Annotated in this window: 18 protein-coding genes and 1 pseudogene; 18 read left to right on the forward strand and 1 reads right to left on the reverse strand. The window is 46.3% G+C overall.

Features of this window, described 5'->3' with window-relative positions:
* Position 1 precedes the first annotated feature (1 nt).
* Positions 2 to 2,293 carry an S-layer homology domain-containing protein gene (locus AWH49_RS17720; protein WP_063966772.1) on the reverse strand — a complete coding sequence of 764 codons (2,292 nt, stop codon included), beginning with the start codon at positions 2,291 to 2,293 and terminating at the stop codon, positions 2 to 4.
* Between the two features lie 145 nt (positions 2,294 to 2,438).
* On the opposite strand from AWH49_RS17720, the gene AWH49_RS17725 reads away from it, so the two are divergent.
* From AWH49_RS17725 to tnpA, 18 genes and pseudogenes are all read left to right on the forward strand, one after another.
* The gene (locus AWH49_RS17725) at positions 2,439 to 3,764 is read left to right on the forward strand and encodes an ATP-dependent helicase ComFA (protein ID WP_063966773.1); all 1,326 of its coding nucleotides are present in this window, start codon (positions 2,439 to 2,441) and stop codon (positions 3,762 to 3,764) included.
* Positions 3,761 to 3,925, forward strand: a pseudogene (locus tag AWH49_RS21415) (double zinc ribbon domain-containing protein); the annotation flags it as partial. The gene AWH49_RS17725 and the pseudogene AWH49_RS21415, both read left to right, overlap by 4 nt.
* A gap of 36 nt (positions 3,926 to 3,961) precedes the next feature.
* Complete coding sequence (locus AWH49_RS17730) at positions 3,962 to 4,423, forward strand: ComF family protein (RefSeq protein ID WP_051927841.1); 462 nt, start codon at positions 3,962 to 3,964, stop codon at positions 4,421 to 4,423.
* A gap of 58 nt (positions 4,424 to 4,481) precedes the next feature.
* Positions 4,482 to 4,904, forward strand: a complete 423-nt coding sequence (locus AWH49_RS17735; RefSeq protein ID WP_063966775.1) for a TIGR03826 family flagellar region protein — start codon at positions 4,482 to 4,484, stop codon at positions 4,902 to 4,904.
* 379 nt (positions 4,905 to 5,283) lie between these two features.
* Entirely contained in the window at positions 5,284 to 5,553 is a 270-nt protein-coding gene (gene flgM / locus AWH49_RS17740; RefSeq protein ID WP_063966776.1) for a flagellar biosynthesis anti-sigma factor FlgM, read from the forward strand.
* Between the two features lie 69 nt (positions 5,554 to 5,622).
* Positions 5,623 to 7,824 carry a hypothetical protein gene (locus tag AWH49_RS17745; RefSeq protein ID WP_063966777.1) on the forward strand — a complete coding sequence of 734 codons (2,202 nt, stop codon included), beginning with the start codon at positions 5,623 to 5,625 and terminating at the stop codon, positions 7,822 to 7,824.
* Complete coding sequence (locus AWH49_RS17750) at positions 7,821 to 8,105, forward strand: EscU/YscU/HrcU family type III secretion system export apparatus switch protein (RefSeq protein WP_018394655.1); 285 nt, start codon at positions 7,821 to 7,823, stop codon at positions 8,103 to 8,105. The genes AWH49_RS17745 and AWH49_RS17750 overlap by 4 nt, the downstream gene beginning before the upstream one ends.
* A gap of 45 nt (positions 8,106 to 8,150) precedes the next feature.
* Positions 8,151 to 8,594 carry a flagellar export chaperone FliS gene (fliS, locus tag AWH49_RS17755; protein ID WP_063966778.1) on the forward strand — a complete coding sequence of 148 codons (444 nt, stop codon included), beginning with the start codon at positions 8,151 to 8,153 and terminating at the stop codon, positions 8,592 to 8,594.
* A gap of 3 nt (positions 8,595 to 8,597) precedes the next feature.
* On the forward strand, positions 8,598 to 9,773 hold the full coding sequence (gene flgL / locus AWH49_RS17760) for a flagellar hook-associated protein FlgL (protein ID WP_063966779.1): 1,176 nt from the start codon (positions 8,598 to 8,600) through the stop codon (positions 9,771 to 9,773).
* Between the two features lie 18 nt (positions 9,774 to 9,791).
* Positions 9,792 to 10,229 carry a YaaR family protein gene (locus tag AWH49_RS17765; RefSeq protein WP_063966780.1) on the forward strand — a complete coding sequence of 146 codons (438 nt, stop codon included), beginning with the start codon at positions 9,792 to 9,794 and terminating at the stop codon, positions 10,227 to 10,229.
* A 15-nt stretch (positions 10,230 to 10,244) separates the two neighbouring features.
* A complete protein-coding gene (locus AWH49_RS17770; protein WP_063966781.1) occupies positions 10,245 to 10,682 on the forward strand; it encodes a flagellar protein FlgN in 438 nt (145 codons plus the stop codon).
* Positions 10,683 to 10,697: 15 nt separating this feature from the next.
* Positions 10,698 to 12,380 (forward strand): flagellar hook-associated protein FlgK, encoded by a 1,683-nt coding sequence (gene flgK / locus AWH49_RS17775; RefSeq protein WP_063966782.1) that lies wholly within the window; start codon positions 10,698 to 10,700, stop codon positions 12,378 to 12,380.
* 17 nt (positions 12,381 to 12,397) lie between these two features.
* Positions 12,398 to 13,279 carry a flagellar hook-associated protein FlgL gene (gene flgL / locus AWH49_RS17780; protein ID WP_063966783.1) on the forward strand — a complete coding sequence of 294 codons (882 nt, stop codon included), beginning with the start codon at positions 12,398 to 12,400 and terminating at the stop codon, positions 13,277 to 13,279.
* 15 nt (positions 13,280 to 13,294) lie between these two features.
* Positions 13,295 to 13,855: a DUF6470 family protein gene (locus tag AWH49_RS17785; RefSeq protein WP_063966784.1), complete on the forward strand. Its 561-nt coding sequence runs from the start codon at positions 13,295 to 13,297 to the stop codon at positions 13,853 to 13,855.
* A gap of 13 nt (positions 13,856 to 13,868) precedes the next feature.
* Positions 13,869 to 14,312 (forward strand): flagellar assembly protein FliW, encoded by a 444-nt coding sequence (gene fliW, locus AWH49_RS17790; protein WP_063966785.1) that lies wholly within the window; start codon positions 13,869 to 13,871, stop codon positions 14,310 to 14,312.
* Positions 14,313 to 14,315: 3 nt separating this feature from the next.
* Positions 14,316 to 14,540, forward strand: coding sequence for a carbon storage regulator CsrA (gene csrA, locus AWH49_RS17795; RefSeq protein WP_018394646.1), 225 nt, complete (start codon positions 14,316 to 14,318; stop codon positions 14,538 to 14,540).
* Positions 14,541 to 14,734: 194 nt separating this feature from the next.
* Positions 14,735 to 15,556: a flagellin N-terminal helical domain-containing protein gene (locus tag AWH49_RS17800; protein WP_063966786.1), complete on the forward strand. Its 822-nt coding sequence runs from the start codon at positions 14,735 to 14,737 to the stop codon at positions 15,554 to 15,556.
* Positions 15,557 to 15,723: 167 nt separating this feature from the next.
* The gene (gene tnpA, locus AWH49_RS17805) at positions 15,724 to 16,122 is read left to right on the forward strand and encodes an IS200/IS605 family transposase (protein WP_063966787.1); all 399 of its coding nucleotides are present in this window, start codon (positions 15,724 to 15,726) and stop codon (positions 16,120 to 16,122) included.
* Positions 16,123 to 16,170: the final 48 nt, after the last annotated feature.

The following is a 16,170-nucleotide window of genomic DNA, read 5'->3' on the forward strand; positions in this document are numbered from 1 at the left end:
TTTATTCAGCTAATAAATCAAGCGTATCTTTTGGCAGGTTATCGTCATCAAGTTTCGATGAAGAGTAGTCTGCTGCTGATGCACTACTTTTGACGAGGTCGCCAAAGCCTTGTTCTTGCAGCAACAAAATAATTTGTCCCTTGATCGCTATATTATGATCGACTAAATACTTCGTTTTGGAACGAATCATCGCATCAAAAATCGTGCTTCGTTCAATCCCGTTTTCGGCAAATGCATTTTGACTTAACAGCAAATCCATCAATGTCAGCCAATCATAGTCATTACCGGAGAATACGAGCGACCCGTTAATTTGGTACCAGAGATCACCATTCGAGCGAATCCATTTCGGATGCAAGTTTTCGATACCTGCTTTTAATTCGCGCGCTGTTTTTAAATAGTCAGCGTTGCCTGTCTGCTTATATGTTTCTAGCAAAAATCTCATTTCACCGAGTGCGTGATTAAGAGATACGTGCGTTTTCTTGCTGCCGATTGCGTAATAATCGGAAATTAAATAACTTGTTGGGGTTACTGCAATCGTGTTGCCAAGACTTTTTTGACTTACTAGAAAGTCTGCATAGCGCAAATTCGCATCTGCAAGCTTTGGTACTGCAAGTGCTTCCGCTGTGTTTTTCAAAAACAAGGCCGCATTTTCGTTATGACGCGTATCAATATAAGGAGCCGTTGTGCCATACGTATTTTTTAGCCACGTACTTGTATATTCAGTTTTGAAAATCGGGCTTTTTCCGGCTGTAATGGCACCATCTGAAAATACATCCAGATCGGCTACTGCATTTACAACTAAGTCACGGAAATAGCGTTCTTTATTTCCATTATACGCTGTTAAATAAATACCGCCTTGCAAACGGCCAATATTTCGGCCATAGCCCATTTTGTATCCCGGTTCGATCGACCAAGGCAGCTTCGTGTATGCGCCATCAGCCGTCAGCCAATTATTAATTTGACTGTATTCGAGAATGGTCCGTTTAAACCAGTCATTTCGGTTTGTCGTACTTGCAAACAATGGTTTTTCAGACACAAGTGCCCACGTTTCTGAGATTGCTTTTGACTGAACAGATACATTTTGATGAGCGGTAACAAGCTTGCGCGCTTTATCTGTGTACAAATTATAGCTTTCTCGTTCACTCGAAAGTTCGCGAATAATAGAGCGCTGTCCATTTGCATAATTTGTTTGACGCTGAACAGAAATATAGTTTTTGCCCATCATCACTTCATTTGTCACAGTCGATCCATTTTTCACCGATAAAATACCGGTCGGGTGTGACGTTTTATCAACACCGAACGTTGAATCATGAGATTGATCAACTGTTCCATGCGACGCGTATTTTGCCAATGAGTAATTGTCAGATTGCGAGAATGGCATAATGACGGAGGCAGAATACGTATTGTTACCATTATGAAGGAACTTCGTGAAAATAAAGGTATCTCCATTATCGAGTTTGCGAAGTGTGACTTGCAATGATCCTAATGGCTTGGACGCATTCCCCATATGGTAGTAGTAATGTGTATCAGTTGATAAAATATGTGAATCAGTCGTCTGTTTATTGTATGTAAGCGGAACACCGCGCGTATTCATGCGCACTTTTACATATTGAGAATTAGTAACAGGAATGACGACTTCCTGATTATCGACAGGCTTCGGAATTTCAACGGGATCCTTTGGGTTGCCCAGTAAATCAAGTATTGACATGAGACGATGAACGAACACGGCTGATTCACCGCGCGTCGCAATTTTTGCCGGCTCAAATTTGTTATCGGCTGTTCCACGAATCAAGCCATAAAACGTCATCCGTTCTACTGCACCATAGGCATACAGTCCGATTTTAGCAGCATCTGTAAAGGTAAGCGGCGCACGTTTCATATAGTCGCCTTTTAGCTGCATTGCCCGGTCGAGCATGGCTGCAACATCTGATCGAGTTACAGGTTCATTTGCCTTAGCCAGGCCATTTGCATTCCCGAGAATAAGCCCAGCTTTTTTTGCGGCGGCGATATCATGATAAAGGCGGCTGCTCGTAGGGACGTCTGGAAACGCTGAAGTGCCTGCTGGTAAATCAAGTGCGCGCACAAGATACGCCAAAAATTGGCCTCTCGTGACCTGTTCATACGGGCGGAATGTTCCGTCCTCATATCCTAAAATGACACCCTCGTCCGTTAATGATTCGATTTCTGATTTTGCCCAGTGGTTTGAAACATCACTGAAAGTCTGTGCCGATACTTGTAAAGTAAACGTAAATACAAGTAGGAAAACGACGAGACTTCCTCCAATTTTTCGCATAGTTTCCCCTTTCTTTCTTATAAATATGACAAATTAAATTATAACATACGTAAAATTAGCCTCTATGTTAAATTAAGATGACAATATGACGATCGTTGTCATAAAACCGCAAAATAAGTATACTAATAGCGAAAGGACGTGACATATGACACATGCTTCATTTTTTGCTGGAAGAGAACTCATTGATGAAGAATTCAAGACTCTCCCGGACGAACACATCGCTACCCGTCCCGCTATTCACTTTGATGGCGGACAGCCACGCTGCAATCGCTGCAACAATACGACGAACTTCGCCTCTCATCCTTGTGCCCGGTGCGGCAACATATGCACATATTGCCGCAATTGCATCGAAATGGGCAAAATCTCATCATGCACAACCCTCTATACGTGGATCGGTCCACCGCCTGAACATCACGAAAACGCAGGAACGTTGCATTGGACGGGCACTCTTTCTGCCGGTCAAAAGACTGCATCTAGTAACGTCGAACGTGCCATATGCCATTCGAGCGAACATCTCGTATGGGCGGTAGCGGGGGCCGGCAAAACAGAAGTATTATTTCAAGGAATCGCATCAGCCCTCTTTGCCGGCAAACGCGTTTGCATTGCTGCGCCGAGATCCGACGTCGTGCGCGAACTCGCACCGCGTCTCACGACTGTTTTCCCAGATACACCGCCTGCCGTCTTGTATGGTGGCAGCCCCGACCGCAACACATATAGCCCGCTCGTCATTGCGACTACCCATCAACTATACCGCTTTTATCATGCATTCGACGTCTTAATTGTCGATGAAGTCGATGCCTATCCGTACACATTTGATCGATCGTTGCAATTTGCTGTTCAAAAAGCAAGAAAACCTGAATCGGCCCTTATTTATTTAACAGCAACCCCACATGCAGAATGGCAGTCCGAAGTAAAAAAGGGCAAACGCGAGGCGACGCTCATTCCAGCCCGCTATCATCGTCATCCGCTCCCGGTGCCAAAAACAGAATGGTGCGGCAACTGGAAAAAAACCAATGTACCGAAGAACGTTCTTTTATGGGTAAAAACGAAAGTAGAAGAGGGACAGCGCCTGCTTATTTTTTATTCGCATATTGACACGATGGAGAAAGCATTGCCGCTTTTTAAAGAAATCGATTTGCGCATTGAAAGTGTCCACGCGGCTGATCCGCTTCGAAAAGAAAAAGTCGCAGCGATGCGCCGACAGGAAATTCCGGTCTTGCTGTCGACAACGATTCTTGAGCGCGGCGTAACATTTCCAGGTATTGATGTCGCCGTGATTGGTGCAGAAGATGCGGTCTTTACTGAAAGTGCGCTCGTTCAACTTGCAGGGCGAGCCGGACGCAGCGCTGATTATCCAACGGGTGAGATCCTCTTTTTTCATTACGGAAAAACGGATGCGATGATGAAAGCGATCCGGCAGATCAATGAGATGAACAGACTTGGAATCGAAAGGGGACTCATTGATAGATGAAGTTGTGTCTACTTTGCGAAAATGAGACGGAAATTGAATCTTGGCTCCCTTTTTTCGGAGCAAAAGCCCCTCGCCTTTGCCCGAAGTGTTTGGAGAAACTTGTGAAAATAACCGGTCCGTCATGTCGTCTATGTTCCCGGCCAATGGAGGAGAGCGGCATTTGTTCGGATTGTGAAGGGTGGGGAGAGAGTGTATTTGTGAGCAATCAATCACTTTATGTATACAATGAAGCGATGCAGTCAATCATTGCTCGGTTTAAGTATCGCGGTGATTATGTGCTTGCGTCTATTTTTGCGGATGATGTGCGGCGGATGACATTAGCGGCGGCGTGTGATCTGATCTGCGCGGTTCCTTTACCACCGACGAGACTTGCGGAACGCCGGTTTAATCAATCAGAAGCGCTCATTGAAGCGGCTGGTCTTGCGCACGTTTCGCTCATTAGCCGATCAGAATCGGATAAGCAGTCAAAAAAGTCGCGGATGGAGCGGGTGAATGCGACTCAGACGTTTTATCCGATTGGCGATGCGGCTGGGAAATCGGTGCTCGTTATTGATGATATTTATACGACAGGCGCGACGATCCGGCTTGTTGCAAAAGCACTGATGGAAGCGGGGGCATCGTCGGTCAAATCGATTACGATCGCTCGAAGCGGTTCTTGACAATTTCGTCTTTCCCCATGAAAATAGAACTAATTGACAGGAACAAGAGGTGAATGGCATGAATGAGGTCATTGATTGCCCCAGGTGCGGAGATTTATATATAAAAAATGCATTTCGTGAAGTATGTCCGAAATGCTCGCGCGCAGAAGAAGAATTGTACCAGGAAGTATATGCGTTTTTACGAAAAAGAGAAAACCGTGCCGCGACGATAGAACGGATTGTAGAAGTGTCTGGTGCAACGGAAGAAATGATTTACCGGTGGGTCAAAAAAGGTCGTCTTCAAGCTGCTCAATTTCCAAACCTAGGTTACCCGTGCGACCGCTGCGGCGCGATTATTCAAAAAGGCAAGCTATGCGCAAAATGCATCACCGAAATTGATCAAGAACTGAAACTCCACGACCGGGAACAAGAGTTTAGCCGTACGAAACAAGAACTGCAACAGCAAATGTATCAGCAAACGTACCATACGAAAAAAGACTAAAACCCGCCAGACAGCGGGTTTTTGCTGTTGGCAGGAGATGGTTGTACGTAGATGTGGTGAAATAGGTACGTTACTCCGTGAATGTGTGCGATTATGCCGAAACAGGTTCGACATTCTATGATTGTGAGCGAATCTATAAAAGATAGGTGTGAATCTTTATCTTAGATGGAAGCGATAGAAACGGTCATGCATCCAGTCGGTTAAGAGCCGTATCTGCCTTCGTAACTGCAAGATAGCATCTGGAAAAATGGTTTCTTTTCCCTCAAAGCCATCTGCCAAATGTCCTTCTGCAAAACCACGAAAAATTCCTCATTAAACAATTACACGGTATTGCCGATATAAAGAGCACCATATACAAATTGGAAAGCGGGGATACGAGATGAAAATTAATCAAACACCCGGCATTCATGGGATTAATCCGTATCAGAAGCAGCTGAAAAAAGCGGACGAGGCGAAAACCGTCAGCGCAGCAGCGAGAGACAAACTAGAAATTTCAAAAGCAGCCAAAGAGATGCAAGGCTCCACACGAATACTAGCTGAACGCCGGGAAAAAATCGCGTTTCTGAAAGAGCAAGTCGCAAATGGCACATATAAAACGGATGCCCAAGAGACCGCAAAAGCGATGCTCAACTTTTACGGAAAACAGTAACCGGATCGCCCAGGATACCATTCCGGGCGATCTTTCTTTATGTACACCAATAAGAAAGGAGATATGGATATGAAAATTCAGTCTGACCGCGCCGCTTTGCCGCAAGTGCCGTCTCCAACTACTTCGGTTCAAGGAGAAAGCGCCGCACCGACAGCAGAGATAGCCCATTCAAATAGAACAAATACACCGAATACAACAAAGCAGCCCCCAGAAGTAGCCGCATTCTCAGAACGGGGCATGACGCTCACGAAAGAAGCGATGCAAGCTGTCAACACGTTTATGGAAACGGCACCCGGTACCGAGACGGAAAAATTGGCGACTGTTAAAGCGCTCGCTGAAAAAGGGATCGTGCCTAATGAATCGAAGCTAAAAGCGGTTCACGCCGCACTCACTGGCGTTCCGTTCGGAAAAGAAGCAGCGGAATGGCTGAAAGAGTCCGGTATTCCTTTCCCTGAAAATACACGCGCCACGATCGAAAAAGCACTCCAGCTTGGCCGGACGCAGGAAGCGGTCAAAATGATCAAATCGGCCGAACTGCCGGCTGAAGTCGTCAAGCAAATAGAAGCCATTTTAAAACAAAAAGGTATACCGGCTGAAACGGCCGCCGCGCTGAAAAAAGTGGCTGAGGCGAACAACATTCCGGTCGCCAAGCTGATTGAGCGGGCCGCTGCCACTCAATCGGAAGTACTGAATAATGCCGCGAAACAAAAGCTGATGGAAGCCGTTCAAATATTGTTAAAACAGCAGCCGAACAATACACTTTTAATGGAGCTTGCTCGAAAAGTAGAAAAAAATGCGCCTGTTCAGGACATTGTAAAAGCACTCCGAACATTGTTTATTAGCGACCGGGCTGCGGCGATGAAACCACTCGCAGAAGCGATACAGCTTGCTGACATGGCGTTGTCAAAAATGTCCACGGCACTGCCTGAATCCTGCATCGTGATACCGAAAACGGATCAAATTGAACCAGGACCTGCTCAAAAATCAGCACAAATGATTCAAAAAGAGCCGTCATTTGAACGTGTTCTATCCTATATAAAAGAGACGATGCCAGAATTGAAGCGATCGCTTGAAAAAGCAGAAGTCCTTTTTGCTTCGGGCAAAGAAATGGCTGCACGGGGCGAGCTCATGAAAGCGATCGAACCGCTTATCCCGCTGCCAGCCAAACAGACAGCACCGGTTGTTCCAGATGAATTATTCGCGCACGTACCACCCGCAGCCAAAGATGTGCTCGTCACGCGAATTACCGAAAAAATGTCACAGTCCGCGATCGATTTCAAACAGTTCAAGCGGGACATTACACGCAATTTGCAGACGACGGAGCTGTTAATGGCACAAAAAGCATCACAGCAGGCAAAGCCAGTTATCGAAACAGCGATTAAAACGCTCGATCAAGCCATTTTAAAGAGCGACTTTATGCTGTACACGGATATGAAAACGGAAAAGCAGCTTATGCAGGCATCCGGTCAGCTGGCAGAAGCACGCAAACTGCTCGCAAAAGGGGAAACACAGCAAGCGGCCCGCATCACGGCAGAAGTAAAAGCACTGATCGAAAAAGTAACATTTAAACCGACCGATGCCCGCGTCATGCATATGATCACACAGGAAACAGCAGACACGGCACCACGCGTTCTGGCCGGTGCAATGGCTGGATTATACGAAACACCGACGGCCCGTCACGCATTTGAGCTCGTTCGCGCGGCCGGATTTACCTACGAACACGAGCAGGCAGTAGCGCTTGTCTCGAGAGAAAAAGTAGACATGCCTCCATCTGTTAAGCAAGCCCTTTTAAGTCAGATGCATCAGCAAGCGGCAGACGGAAAACCAGAACAGATGACGACGACGTTAACCGGACAGCAACTGTTAAGCAAAGCAGATCCCGGACTGCAGTCGATGATGATGTCATTGCCGTTTTTACTCGGCGGCCAGTCTGAAAACGTGAACGTCTTTATCCGGTCCAAAAATGGCGGCGATCAAGTGGATTGGGAGAATTGCTCCGTCTACTTTTTATTCGATACGAAAAAATTAGGACCGGTCGGCATTACGATATCGTCAGCTGACAAAAACTTGTCTATTAAAGTACAAAATGATAAACCGGATTTTCAGCAAAAAATGGAGCCGCTCACGGTCGTTTTAAAAGATCGGCTGGCGGACATCGGCTATCGTGTTGGTTCCGTTCAGTTTAGTGAATTTCAAGCGAAAGAACAGGAAGCAACGACGACAAAACAAGAGAAAACTTCAATGGCGAAAGGGTTTGATTTCACGATATGAGCTACTACAACCAGATTAACCGCCGCAAACTGAACGGCCCATCTGCCGCTGTGATTCGCTATGAAGAAGGAAATGCACCGACAGTCGTTGCGCAGGGGAAAGGTGCGCTGGCGGCCAAAATTCTTGAACTCGCAAATCAGCACGGGATCCCGATGGAACAAGACGCATCCTTATTATCTGAACTGCTCGACATCGACCTCGGCGACTCCATTCCGCCGCAATTGTATTCAGTCATCGCCGAAATGTTGATTTTAATTGAAGAAATGGATTCCACATATTAAACTTTGTCGTATTCTGCCGATACAATTAAATGAGGTGGGAAAACGATGGAATGGATCACAAAAGAAATAGTTTACCAGAAAACGCCGCAGCAACTGACGGCTTTACTATATGAAGCGGGGCTGGAACAATTTACAAAAGCAGCCCGGTACATACATCAAGAAAACATTCTTGAAGCGAACCGCTCGATGCAAAAAATTAATGATATATTAGAACGACTTGGCGCAGGACTGAACTACGAAGCGGGCATCATCGCTGATCAGCTGGACCAGGTGTATAACTTCATTGCCGACACCGTCGTGCAGGCCAATTTGAAAAAGGACGCCATAAAGCTTTCAGAAGCAGAGCGGCTATTTCAAACGCTGTCTGACACCTGGAACGAAGCATTAAAAACCGCACCGGTGAGACCCGTTAAACGAAAACAAAATGCGTACGAACAAAACGTCTTCATCGAAGAGCAGCCGACAAATATACTCGAAACGGGGAAATAACCGATGAGAATAAACCATAACATTCAAGCGCTAAACGCATACCGAAACTTGAACAATACGAGCAATGCCACATCAAAGAGTCTTGAAAAACTATCATCCGGTCTTCGTATTAACCGTGCTGCAGATGATGCAGCGGGGCTTGCGATCTCTGAAAAGATGCGTTCTCAAGTGCGTGGATTGGGAATGGCTGAACGCAACTCGCTCGATGCGATTTCACTCATTCAAACAGCAGAAGGAGCACTTTCATCGACGCATGAAATTTTGCAGCGTATGCGTGAATTGTCAGTACAAGCTTCGAATGGGACGCTTGAAGATACGGATCGTGAAGCGATTCAAGAAGAAATCAACGAGCTTACTCATGAAATCGATCGTATTGCGGACACAACGCAATTTAACCAAAAAATCTTATTCAGCGGGAAAAAAGAAGCGTTTGCGGAAGGTGATTTTACAGGAAATCATCCATGGACAAAAACACTTGCTTCAGGTGAATCTTTCACGTTAACGTTTAGCGAGATTCCAAAACCGGGAGACAAAATTGAGATTGATGGCACAGAATATACATTTGTTTCTGGAACGGCAACAGCACCTGATATAAGTATTGATTCTTTTACTACACCTGACGATGCCATAGCAGCCATTGCATCGGGTGTGAGCGATGCAACCAGTTCCGGAAATGTATTAACTATTACTGCTACTTCTGATTATAATGTTGTTTTAACAGATGCTGACTATGACACAGACATACGATCCCTTTCTCTTGCTTTCCAGATCGGAGCAAACGAGTCGGAGATGTTGACGCTGGATTTGAGCCCGATGGATGCGAAAAAGCTCGGTATTGCGACTACTTTTGACAGTGTTAAAGGTAATGCCACAACAGGTGCAGATGTTAGCACAGTGGAAAAAGCATCTGAGGCGATTACGATTTTTGACAAGGCCATTCGTCTTGTTTCCGCAGAACGCAGTAATCTTGGGGCGATTCAAAACCGTCTCGAACATACAGTAACGAACTTACAGACAGCGAATGAAAACTTAACGGCAGCTGAGTCACGTATCCGCGACCTTGATATGGCGAAAGAAATGACACAGTTTACGCGGAATAACATTTTGAATCAGGCTGGTCAGGCAATGCTCGCTCAGGCGAATCAGCTTCCGCAAGGCATTCTTCAGCTTCTTCAATAATATTTGAGGTGAACGGCAATGGAAGTGAACCGAGTAAGCAAAATCGCGCTCAATCGGACGGAACGTAAAGAAGAAACAGCAAAAGCATCGGTGTCATTCACCGATGTTATTTCAAATAAACGTCAAAATGTGGCGCTTGAAAAAATGACCGGCATGATGAAAGAGATTGAAACGCAAGGTGAAAAGTTAGCCGAGCACCGGACAATCGATGACTTGCGTAAATATAAAAAAATGGTCAAAGAATTTATGGAAGAAGCGGTCAACAGCGGTCTTCAATTAGAAGAACAGCGTGGGTTTAACCGGCGCGGCCGGACGAAAGTGTACAAAATCGTTAAAGAAGTCGACAGCCGCCTGACGCAGCTTGCAAACGAGGTCATCAATAAAGAAAAATCACATCTTGATATTTTGAATAAAGTGGGCGAAATTCAAGGACTGCTCATTAACATATATACGTAGGGGGGCTTCCTTGTCATGCTTGTAGACACGCTCGAAAAACAGCTGGCGCTTCATAAAAGTCTTCTGCAGTTGGCACAGTTAAAAACCGATGCCGTTAAAAAAGGCGACATGGATGAGTTAAATCGAATTGTCCGGGAAGAACAGAAGCATGTCGGCGCCATTACGATTTTAGAAAAGCGGCGCGCGAGTGAATCGGATGAAACAGTCAGCGAGTTGCTGCCATCATTGCCGCAAGAGGAACAAGTTCGTGCAGAAGCAGTGCGCGATGAACTGATTGATGTGCTGTCACAGTTAAAAGAGGTAAACGAGCTGAATGTTCAGCTTGTCGAGCAGTCACTTCAATTCGTGCACTTGCAACTTGATTTGCTGGCACCGGCTGATTCTGGCACGTATGCAGCGGACGGAGACAATGAAGGCCCTGCATCGGGACCTTTATTTGACTCGAAAGCATAAGAAAGGAAGAACAATATGAGATCAACATTTATGGGACTCGAAGTCGCCAAACGCGGCATGTTTACACAGCAAAGTGCTCTGTACGTCACTGGTCATAATATTTCCAATGCGAACACACCGGGCTTTTCGCGGCAACGTATCAACTTTCAAACGACAACGCCGTATCCTGCTGTCGGCTTAAACCGTCCGAACATTCCTGGTCAAATGGGGACGGGCGTAGAAGCAGGATCTGTTCAACGCATTCGGGATTCGTTTCTCGACGTACAGTACCGGACGGAAAACACGAAGCTTGGCTATTGGAATGCCCGTGCGGATGCATTGACGAAAGTAGAAGACATCATTAATGAACCAACAGAAGAAGGATTAGCAGCGACGATGACAGAGCTATGGCAGTCACTTGAAGATTTGGCCAGCTCTTCTGAAAACGAAGGGGCACGCGGTGTTGTGCTCGAGCGTTTACAATCGCTTACGGACACATTCAACTATATGTCTGATTCATTAACGGCTGTGAAAAAAGACTTTGGTAACCAAATCGGTGTTACGCTCAGTGCGGCGAACTCAGTTATTCAAAAACTGTTTGATGTTAATGCACAAATTAGCGAAGTCGAGCCGAATGGTTACCTTCCGAATGACTTGTACGATGAACGGGATCGTCTTGTGGATGAATTGTCTCAATATATGAATATATCGATTGAGACAGAAGAAAGCGGTGGCAATGACTCGCCGATTGCAGAAGGTATTTTTAAAATTAGCATAGTCGACACAGCTGGAAACAAAACCGAAATTATTAATAAAACGGAATATAAGCAGTTCAGTTTTAGCGCAAGCCTGCCGGTCACAACCGATGTTCCGGCCAGCAGCAACCGCATTGACGAGATGCATCTCGTCACGCATGATAAAAGTGATACGGCCGGAGCGGTCACACCTATTTCGCTTATTGACAGCAACGGTGCTGTTTCGTTTTCTCAAGGCGAAATTCGCGGCTTAATTGAAGCGTATGGCTATAAAGGAAAAAAAGATACAGACGGCGATGCGACGACGCTTGAAGAGGCGACGGTCGGCACGTTTCAAAATATGATTGACGAACTGGATAAGTTAGCCTATTCATTAAAAGAATTGTTTAATGGCATTCATAAATTAGGCTATGATGCGGAAGGAAATCCGGGAAAAGATATTTTTGTGACGGACACGTCGGCATCTGGATTGCCTTATGCAGGCGCAGCTGGGTCCATTCGCCTTTCTGCGATCACGTCAAAAGAAATCGCGGCGTCAGCTGTCCCAAAAAACGCCGATGGTTCGGTGAATATTGGAGATGGCAAAAACGCGTTGAACCTTGCGAATATCGGCAGTCATCTGCTGAATCCAGGAAATGTGATTGAGTTGCTTGGGACAACGAATACGTACACGATCCCGACCGATTTGCCGATTAAAACAGGCTCACTCAATTCCTTTTATGAAGGCGTGATCGGAAGGCTCGGTGTAGACTCACAGCAGGCGAGCCGGATGGAACGAAACGTAAATGTTTTACTTGGGGCTGTTCAGACGAACCGGGATTCGGTTTCTTCTGTATCGCTTGATGAAGAAATGACCAATTTGATTAAATTTCAGCACGCCTATAATGGTGCGGCACGGATGATTACCATTGTAGATGAAGTGCTTGATAAAATTATTAACGGCATGGGCGTAGCCGGCCGTTAAACGAAGGAGCTGAGAGCATGCGCGTAACGCAATCGATGCTGTCATCGAACATGATGAAAAACTTAACTGCGAGTCTCGCACGGCTTGATACATTAAACACGCAAGTCGGCAGTCAGAAGAAAATTACCCGTCCATCTGATGACCCTGTTGTCGCGATGAAAGGGATGACGTACCGCCGGAGTTTGGCAGAAGTCGAACAATATCAGCGGAATTTCAGCGAAGCGTATAACTGGGTCGAAAATTCCGACTCCGCGCTTGATAAAGCAAAACTCGCGCTTGACCGCATACGTGAGCTCGTCGTGCAAACGTCCAATGACACGTACGATAGCGAACAGCGGGAAGCGGCAAAAGCTGAAGTGGCACAGCTGAAAGAACATTTAGTGGAAATTGCCAACACAAAGTTCGGCGAAAAATATTTGTTCAACGGATCCGCGACAGCGACAAAGCCTGTCAGCGTAACAGCTACGGGCACAACGGTTTCTGATAACGCAGGGAAAATGGAATTAGAACTGTCAAAAGGTGTCTACATTCAAGTAAATATTAGCCCTGGCGAAGCATTTTCTGAAGATCTTTTTTCGACGGTAGATGAAGTTGTCACGGCGCTAGGTGACGGATCAACCGGTGCACAGTTGAGCGGCCTTCTTGATAAACTGGATTCACGTATTGCAGATAACTCGACAGCCCGTGCCAAAATTGGAGCTCGCTTTAACCGGATTGAACTAATGGAATCCCGCATGGCGGAGCAGGCTGTCATCGCTTCACGCATTCTATCCGAAAATGAAGACGTAGATTTTGAGAAAGTCGTCACAGAGCTGACGGTGCAGGAAACGGTTCATAAAGCGGCCCTATCTGTCGGCTCCCGCATTATTCAGCCAACATTGATGGATTATCTCCGTTAAAAGGAGCGTTCACAGATGAACATATCAACCGTTCAAATTCATACAACGAAGGCTCGGCTCGGCATTACCACGACACCGAGCCGCCTGTCGATAGAGCAGCCACAGGCGACGGTTGATATTCGTCAGCCGAAAGCAGAAATGAACATTACGACAACACCGGGCCGCCTCACGATTGATCAAACGCAGGCGTGGGCCGATATGGACCGGAAGCATATTTTTCAGCGCATTAAAGAAGCGGCGTCAGAAGGTAGACAAAAAGCGCTTGAAGGTACCGGCCGCCGGGCTGCAGAAGGCCGCGAACTCGCCGACATTCATAAAGGCGGCAATGCGATCGCCATGCAGGCTGCTAGAAGCAACACCCGCAACTACGAAACCGGCCTCGCATGGGTGCCGTCGCACGGAAGTGTCAAGATCAACTACGAGCCGGGTGACGTTCGAATTGACGCACAGGCCAGGCCAGTTGAAAATCATACACGCGCGAACAAACCGATTATCAACTATCAGCCCGGCAGTGTGAAGGTTCAACTGAAGCAATACCCATCCATTGATTTTCAAGTTGTAAATAAAACTGTTTAAAAGGGTGATGAGTGTGAAAATTGAAACGAAATACCACGATGAAAAAGAGCTTCAGGAAGCCGATATACTAACATTTGCGAACGGATTGCCCGGTTTTGAAGACGAGAAAAAATTCGTTTTGCTCGCTTTCCCGGGAAATACTGTTTTTTATGCACTTCAATCTATCACTACACCGGAACTAAGCTTTGTCGTCACCGATCCATTTTCGTTTTTCCTGGACTACCACATTAAAATCGACGATGCTTCACTCGAAGCACTCGCGATTGAAAAAAAAGAAGACGTCACCCTTTTAACCATCCTGACTGTACGAGATCCATTTGAACAAACTACCGCCAACTTGCAGGCGCCTATCGTCATCAACAAACAAAACCAGACCGGACGCCAAGTCATCTTAACAGGTACAGCGTACGAAACACGCCACGCCTTGTTTCCAAGTGGCGCCGTGAAGGAGGGATAAGCGATGCTCGTTCTTACCCGTAAACCTGGCGAAGCCCTCATGATCGGAGACGACATCGAAATCACCATCGTCTCCGTCTCTGGCGACCAAGTCAAAATTGGCATCGACGCCCCCAAACACGTCGACATCCACCGAAAAGAAATCTACCTCCAAATCGGCGACGAAAACAAATCCGCCTCAGCCGGCATAGAAAACCTCGCCGGACTACTCAAACTCCCACCGAAATAATATCGGATGGGAGTTTTTTATATGAAATGATATAAATGTGAGCGAATCTGGTGAAATAGGTGCGGATCTTAGCTATTGTGTGCGAATCTGCGAAAATAGGTGTGAGTCTCAATTGTTGTGAGTGGACTTTTCGGAATAGATTCTAATCTAGTCCATATAATAGATAAAGAACTTTGAAAGAAAGGAGAATCTACATGAGAATCCACCACAACATTATGGCGATAAACGCGCATCGTATGTACAATTCAGCGCTAAAGCAACAAGCAACCGCGATGGAGCGGCTCTCATCCGGTCTGCGAATTACCCGTGCCGCTGATGATTCAGCTGGTCTTGCTATTTCTGAAAAAATGCGTGCGCAAATTCGCGGACTGAACCAGGCATCCCGCAACGCGCAGGACGCCATTTCCATGATCCAGACCGGAGAAGGCGCGCTGAACGAAACACACGCGATCCTCCAGAAAATGCGCGAACTCTCCGTCCAAGCCACAAGCGATACAAACACCGACACCGACCGTCAAGCCATTCAAAAGGAAATCAATCAGCTCACCGAAGAAATTACCCGCATCGGCAGCACGACCCAGTTCAATACGATGAACCTGCTCGACGGTTCAAAACCATCGTTTACCATCCAAGTAGGAGCGAACGCCCGTCAGACGATGACCATTGAAATGGCCGATATGCGCGCCCGCGCGCTCGGCATTACATCAGCCCGTGGACCGGTCAACGTTACAACGACATCCGGCGCATCAGCCGCCATCACCATTTTCGACGAAGCCATCCAAAAAGTCTCATCACAAAGATCTAAATTCGGCGCCTACAGCAACCGGCTCGAACACACCATCAACAACTTAAACACCGCAGACGAAAACCTCACCGCAGCCGAATCAAGAATTAGAGACGCCGACATGGCGAAAGAAACGATGAACCAAGTCAAAGCATCCATCCTTGCCCAAGCCTCCATGGCCATGATGGTACAAGCCAATCAAATACCGCAAAGCGTTTTACAGATGTTCTGAACGTGAAAGCCCGATAGCACCCCCTTTAGGGGTGGGATGAGAGTGAGGTCAAATACGGAGTACCACGAAGAAACCGAAGGTTTGTGGTACTTCAAGTATTTGAAGATTTCACTCTTTTTTGTCCCTTATTCGTTGCTGTATAGTGACCAAACTGATACGATGTATATATGAATGAATACAGAAGAACAAGCACAACCGTGTCGTTATTGAACTATCATTTTGTGTTCTGTCCTCGATATAGAAGAAAGATTTTTCTGCAAACAGAGGTAGAACAGCGATTCAAAGAGTTGGTACATGAAGTGTGTGAGGAACTGCAAATTGTGATTGTCGCTCTTGAATGCGACAAAGACTATACGCATCTGTTTCTCAACGCACTCCCATCATTAAGTCCTGCCGATACGATGGCAAAAATCAAAGGGGTGACTTCTAAAAAATTGCGTGAAGAGTTTCCGCACCTTCGGCACTTGCCAAGTTTATGGACACGCTCCTATTTCGTTTCTACCGCAGGAAATGTATCCAGCGAAACCATCAAGCGTTATGTCGAACAACAAAAAACAAGGGGGTGAATAACATGTCGCAGACCATCACCGTCAAAGTGAAATTGCTTCCAACAA

This window comes from Domibacillus aminovorans (assembly GCF_001643235.1).
In the GTDB taxonomy this organism is placed as follows: domain Bacteria; phylum Bacillota; class Bacilli; order Bacillales; family Domibacillaceae; genus Domibacillus; species Domibacillus aminovorans.

Coding starts and splice junctions, on each gene's coding strand:
- AWH49_RS17725 (WP_063966773.1), top strand. CDS start 2,439: ATGACACATGCTTCATTTTTTGCTGGAAGAGAACTCATTGATGAAGAA.
- AWH49_RS17800 (WP_063966786.1), top strand. CDS start 14,735: ATGAGAATCCACCACAACATTATGGCGATAAACGCGCATCGTATGTAC.
- csrA (WP_018394646.1), top strand. CDS start 14,316: ATGCTCGTTCTTACCCGTAAACCTGGCGAAGCCCTCATGATCGGAGAC.
- flgK (WP_063966782.1), top strand. CDS start 10,698: ATGAGATCAACATTTATGGGACTCGAAGTCGCCAAACGCGGCATGTTT.
- AWH49_RS17720 (WP_063966772.1), bottom strand. CDS start 2,293: ATGCGAAAAATTGGAGGAAGTCTCGTCGTTTTCCTACTTGTATTTACG.
- AWH49_RS17750 (WP_018394655.1), top strand. CDS start 7,821: ATGAGCTACTACAACCAGATTAACCGCCGCAAACTGAACGGCCCATCT.
- AWH49_RS17765 (WP_063966780.1), top strand. CDS start 9,792: ATGGAAGTGAACCGAGTAAGCAAAATCGCGCTCAATCGGACGGAACGT.
- AWH49_RS17770 (WP_063966781.1), top strand. CDS start 10,245: ATGCTTGTAGACACGCTCGAAAAACAGCTGGCGCTTCATAAAAGTCTT.
- AWH49_RS17735 (WP_063966775.1), top strand. CDS start 4,482: ATGAATGAGGTCATTGATTGCCCCAGGTGCGGAGATTTATATATAAAA.
- tnpA (WP_063966787.1), top strand. CDS start 15,724: ATGAATGAATACAGAAGAACAAGCACAACCGTGTCGTTATTGAACTAT.
- AWH49_RS17785 (WP_063966784.1), top strand. CDS start 13,295: ATGAACATATCAACCGTTCAAATTCATACAACGAAGGCTCGGCTCGGC.
- fliS (WP_063966778.1), top strand. CDS start 8,151: ATGGAATGGATCACAAAAGAAATAGTTTACCAGAAAACGCCGCAGCAA.
- AWH49_RS17745 (WP_063966777.1), top strand. CDS start 5,623: ATGAAAATTCAGTCTGACCGCGCCGCTTTGCCGCAAGTGCCGTCTCCA.
- flgL (WP_063966783.1), top strand. CDS start 12,398: ATGCGCGTAACGCAATCGATGCTGTCATCGAACATGATGAAAAACTTA.
- flgL (WP_063966779.1), top strand. CDS start 8,598: ATGAGAATAAACCATAACATTCAAGCGCTAAACGCATACCGAAACTTG.
- flgM (WP_063966776.1), top strand. CDS start 5,284: ATGAAAATTAATCAAACACCCGGCATTCATGGGATTAATCCGTATCAG.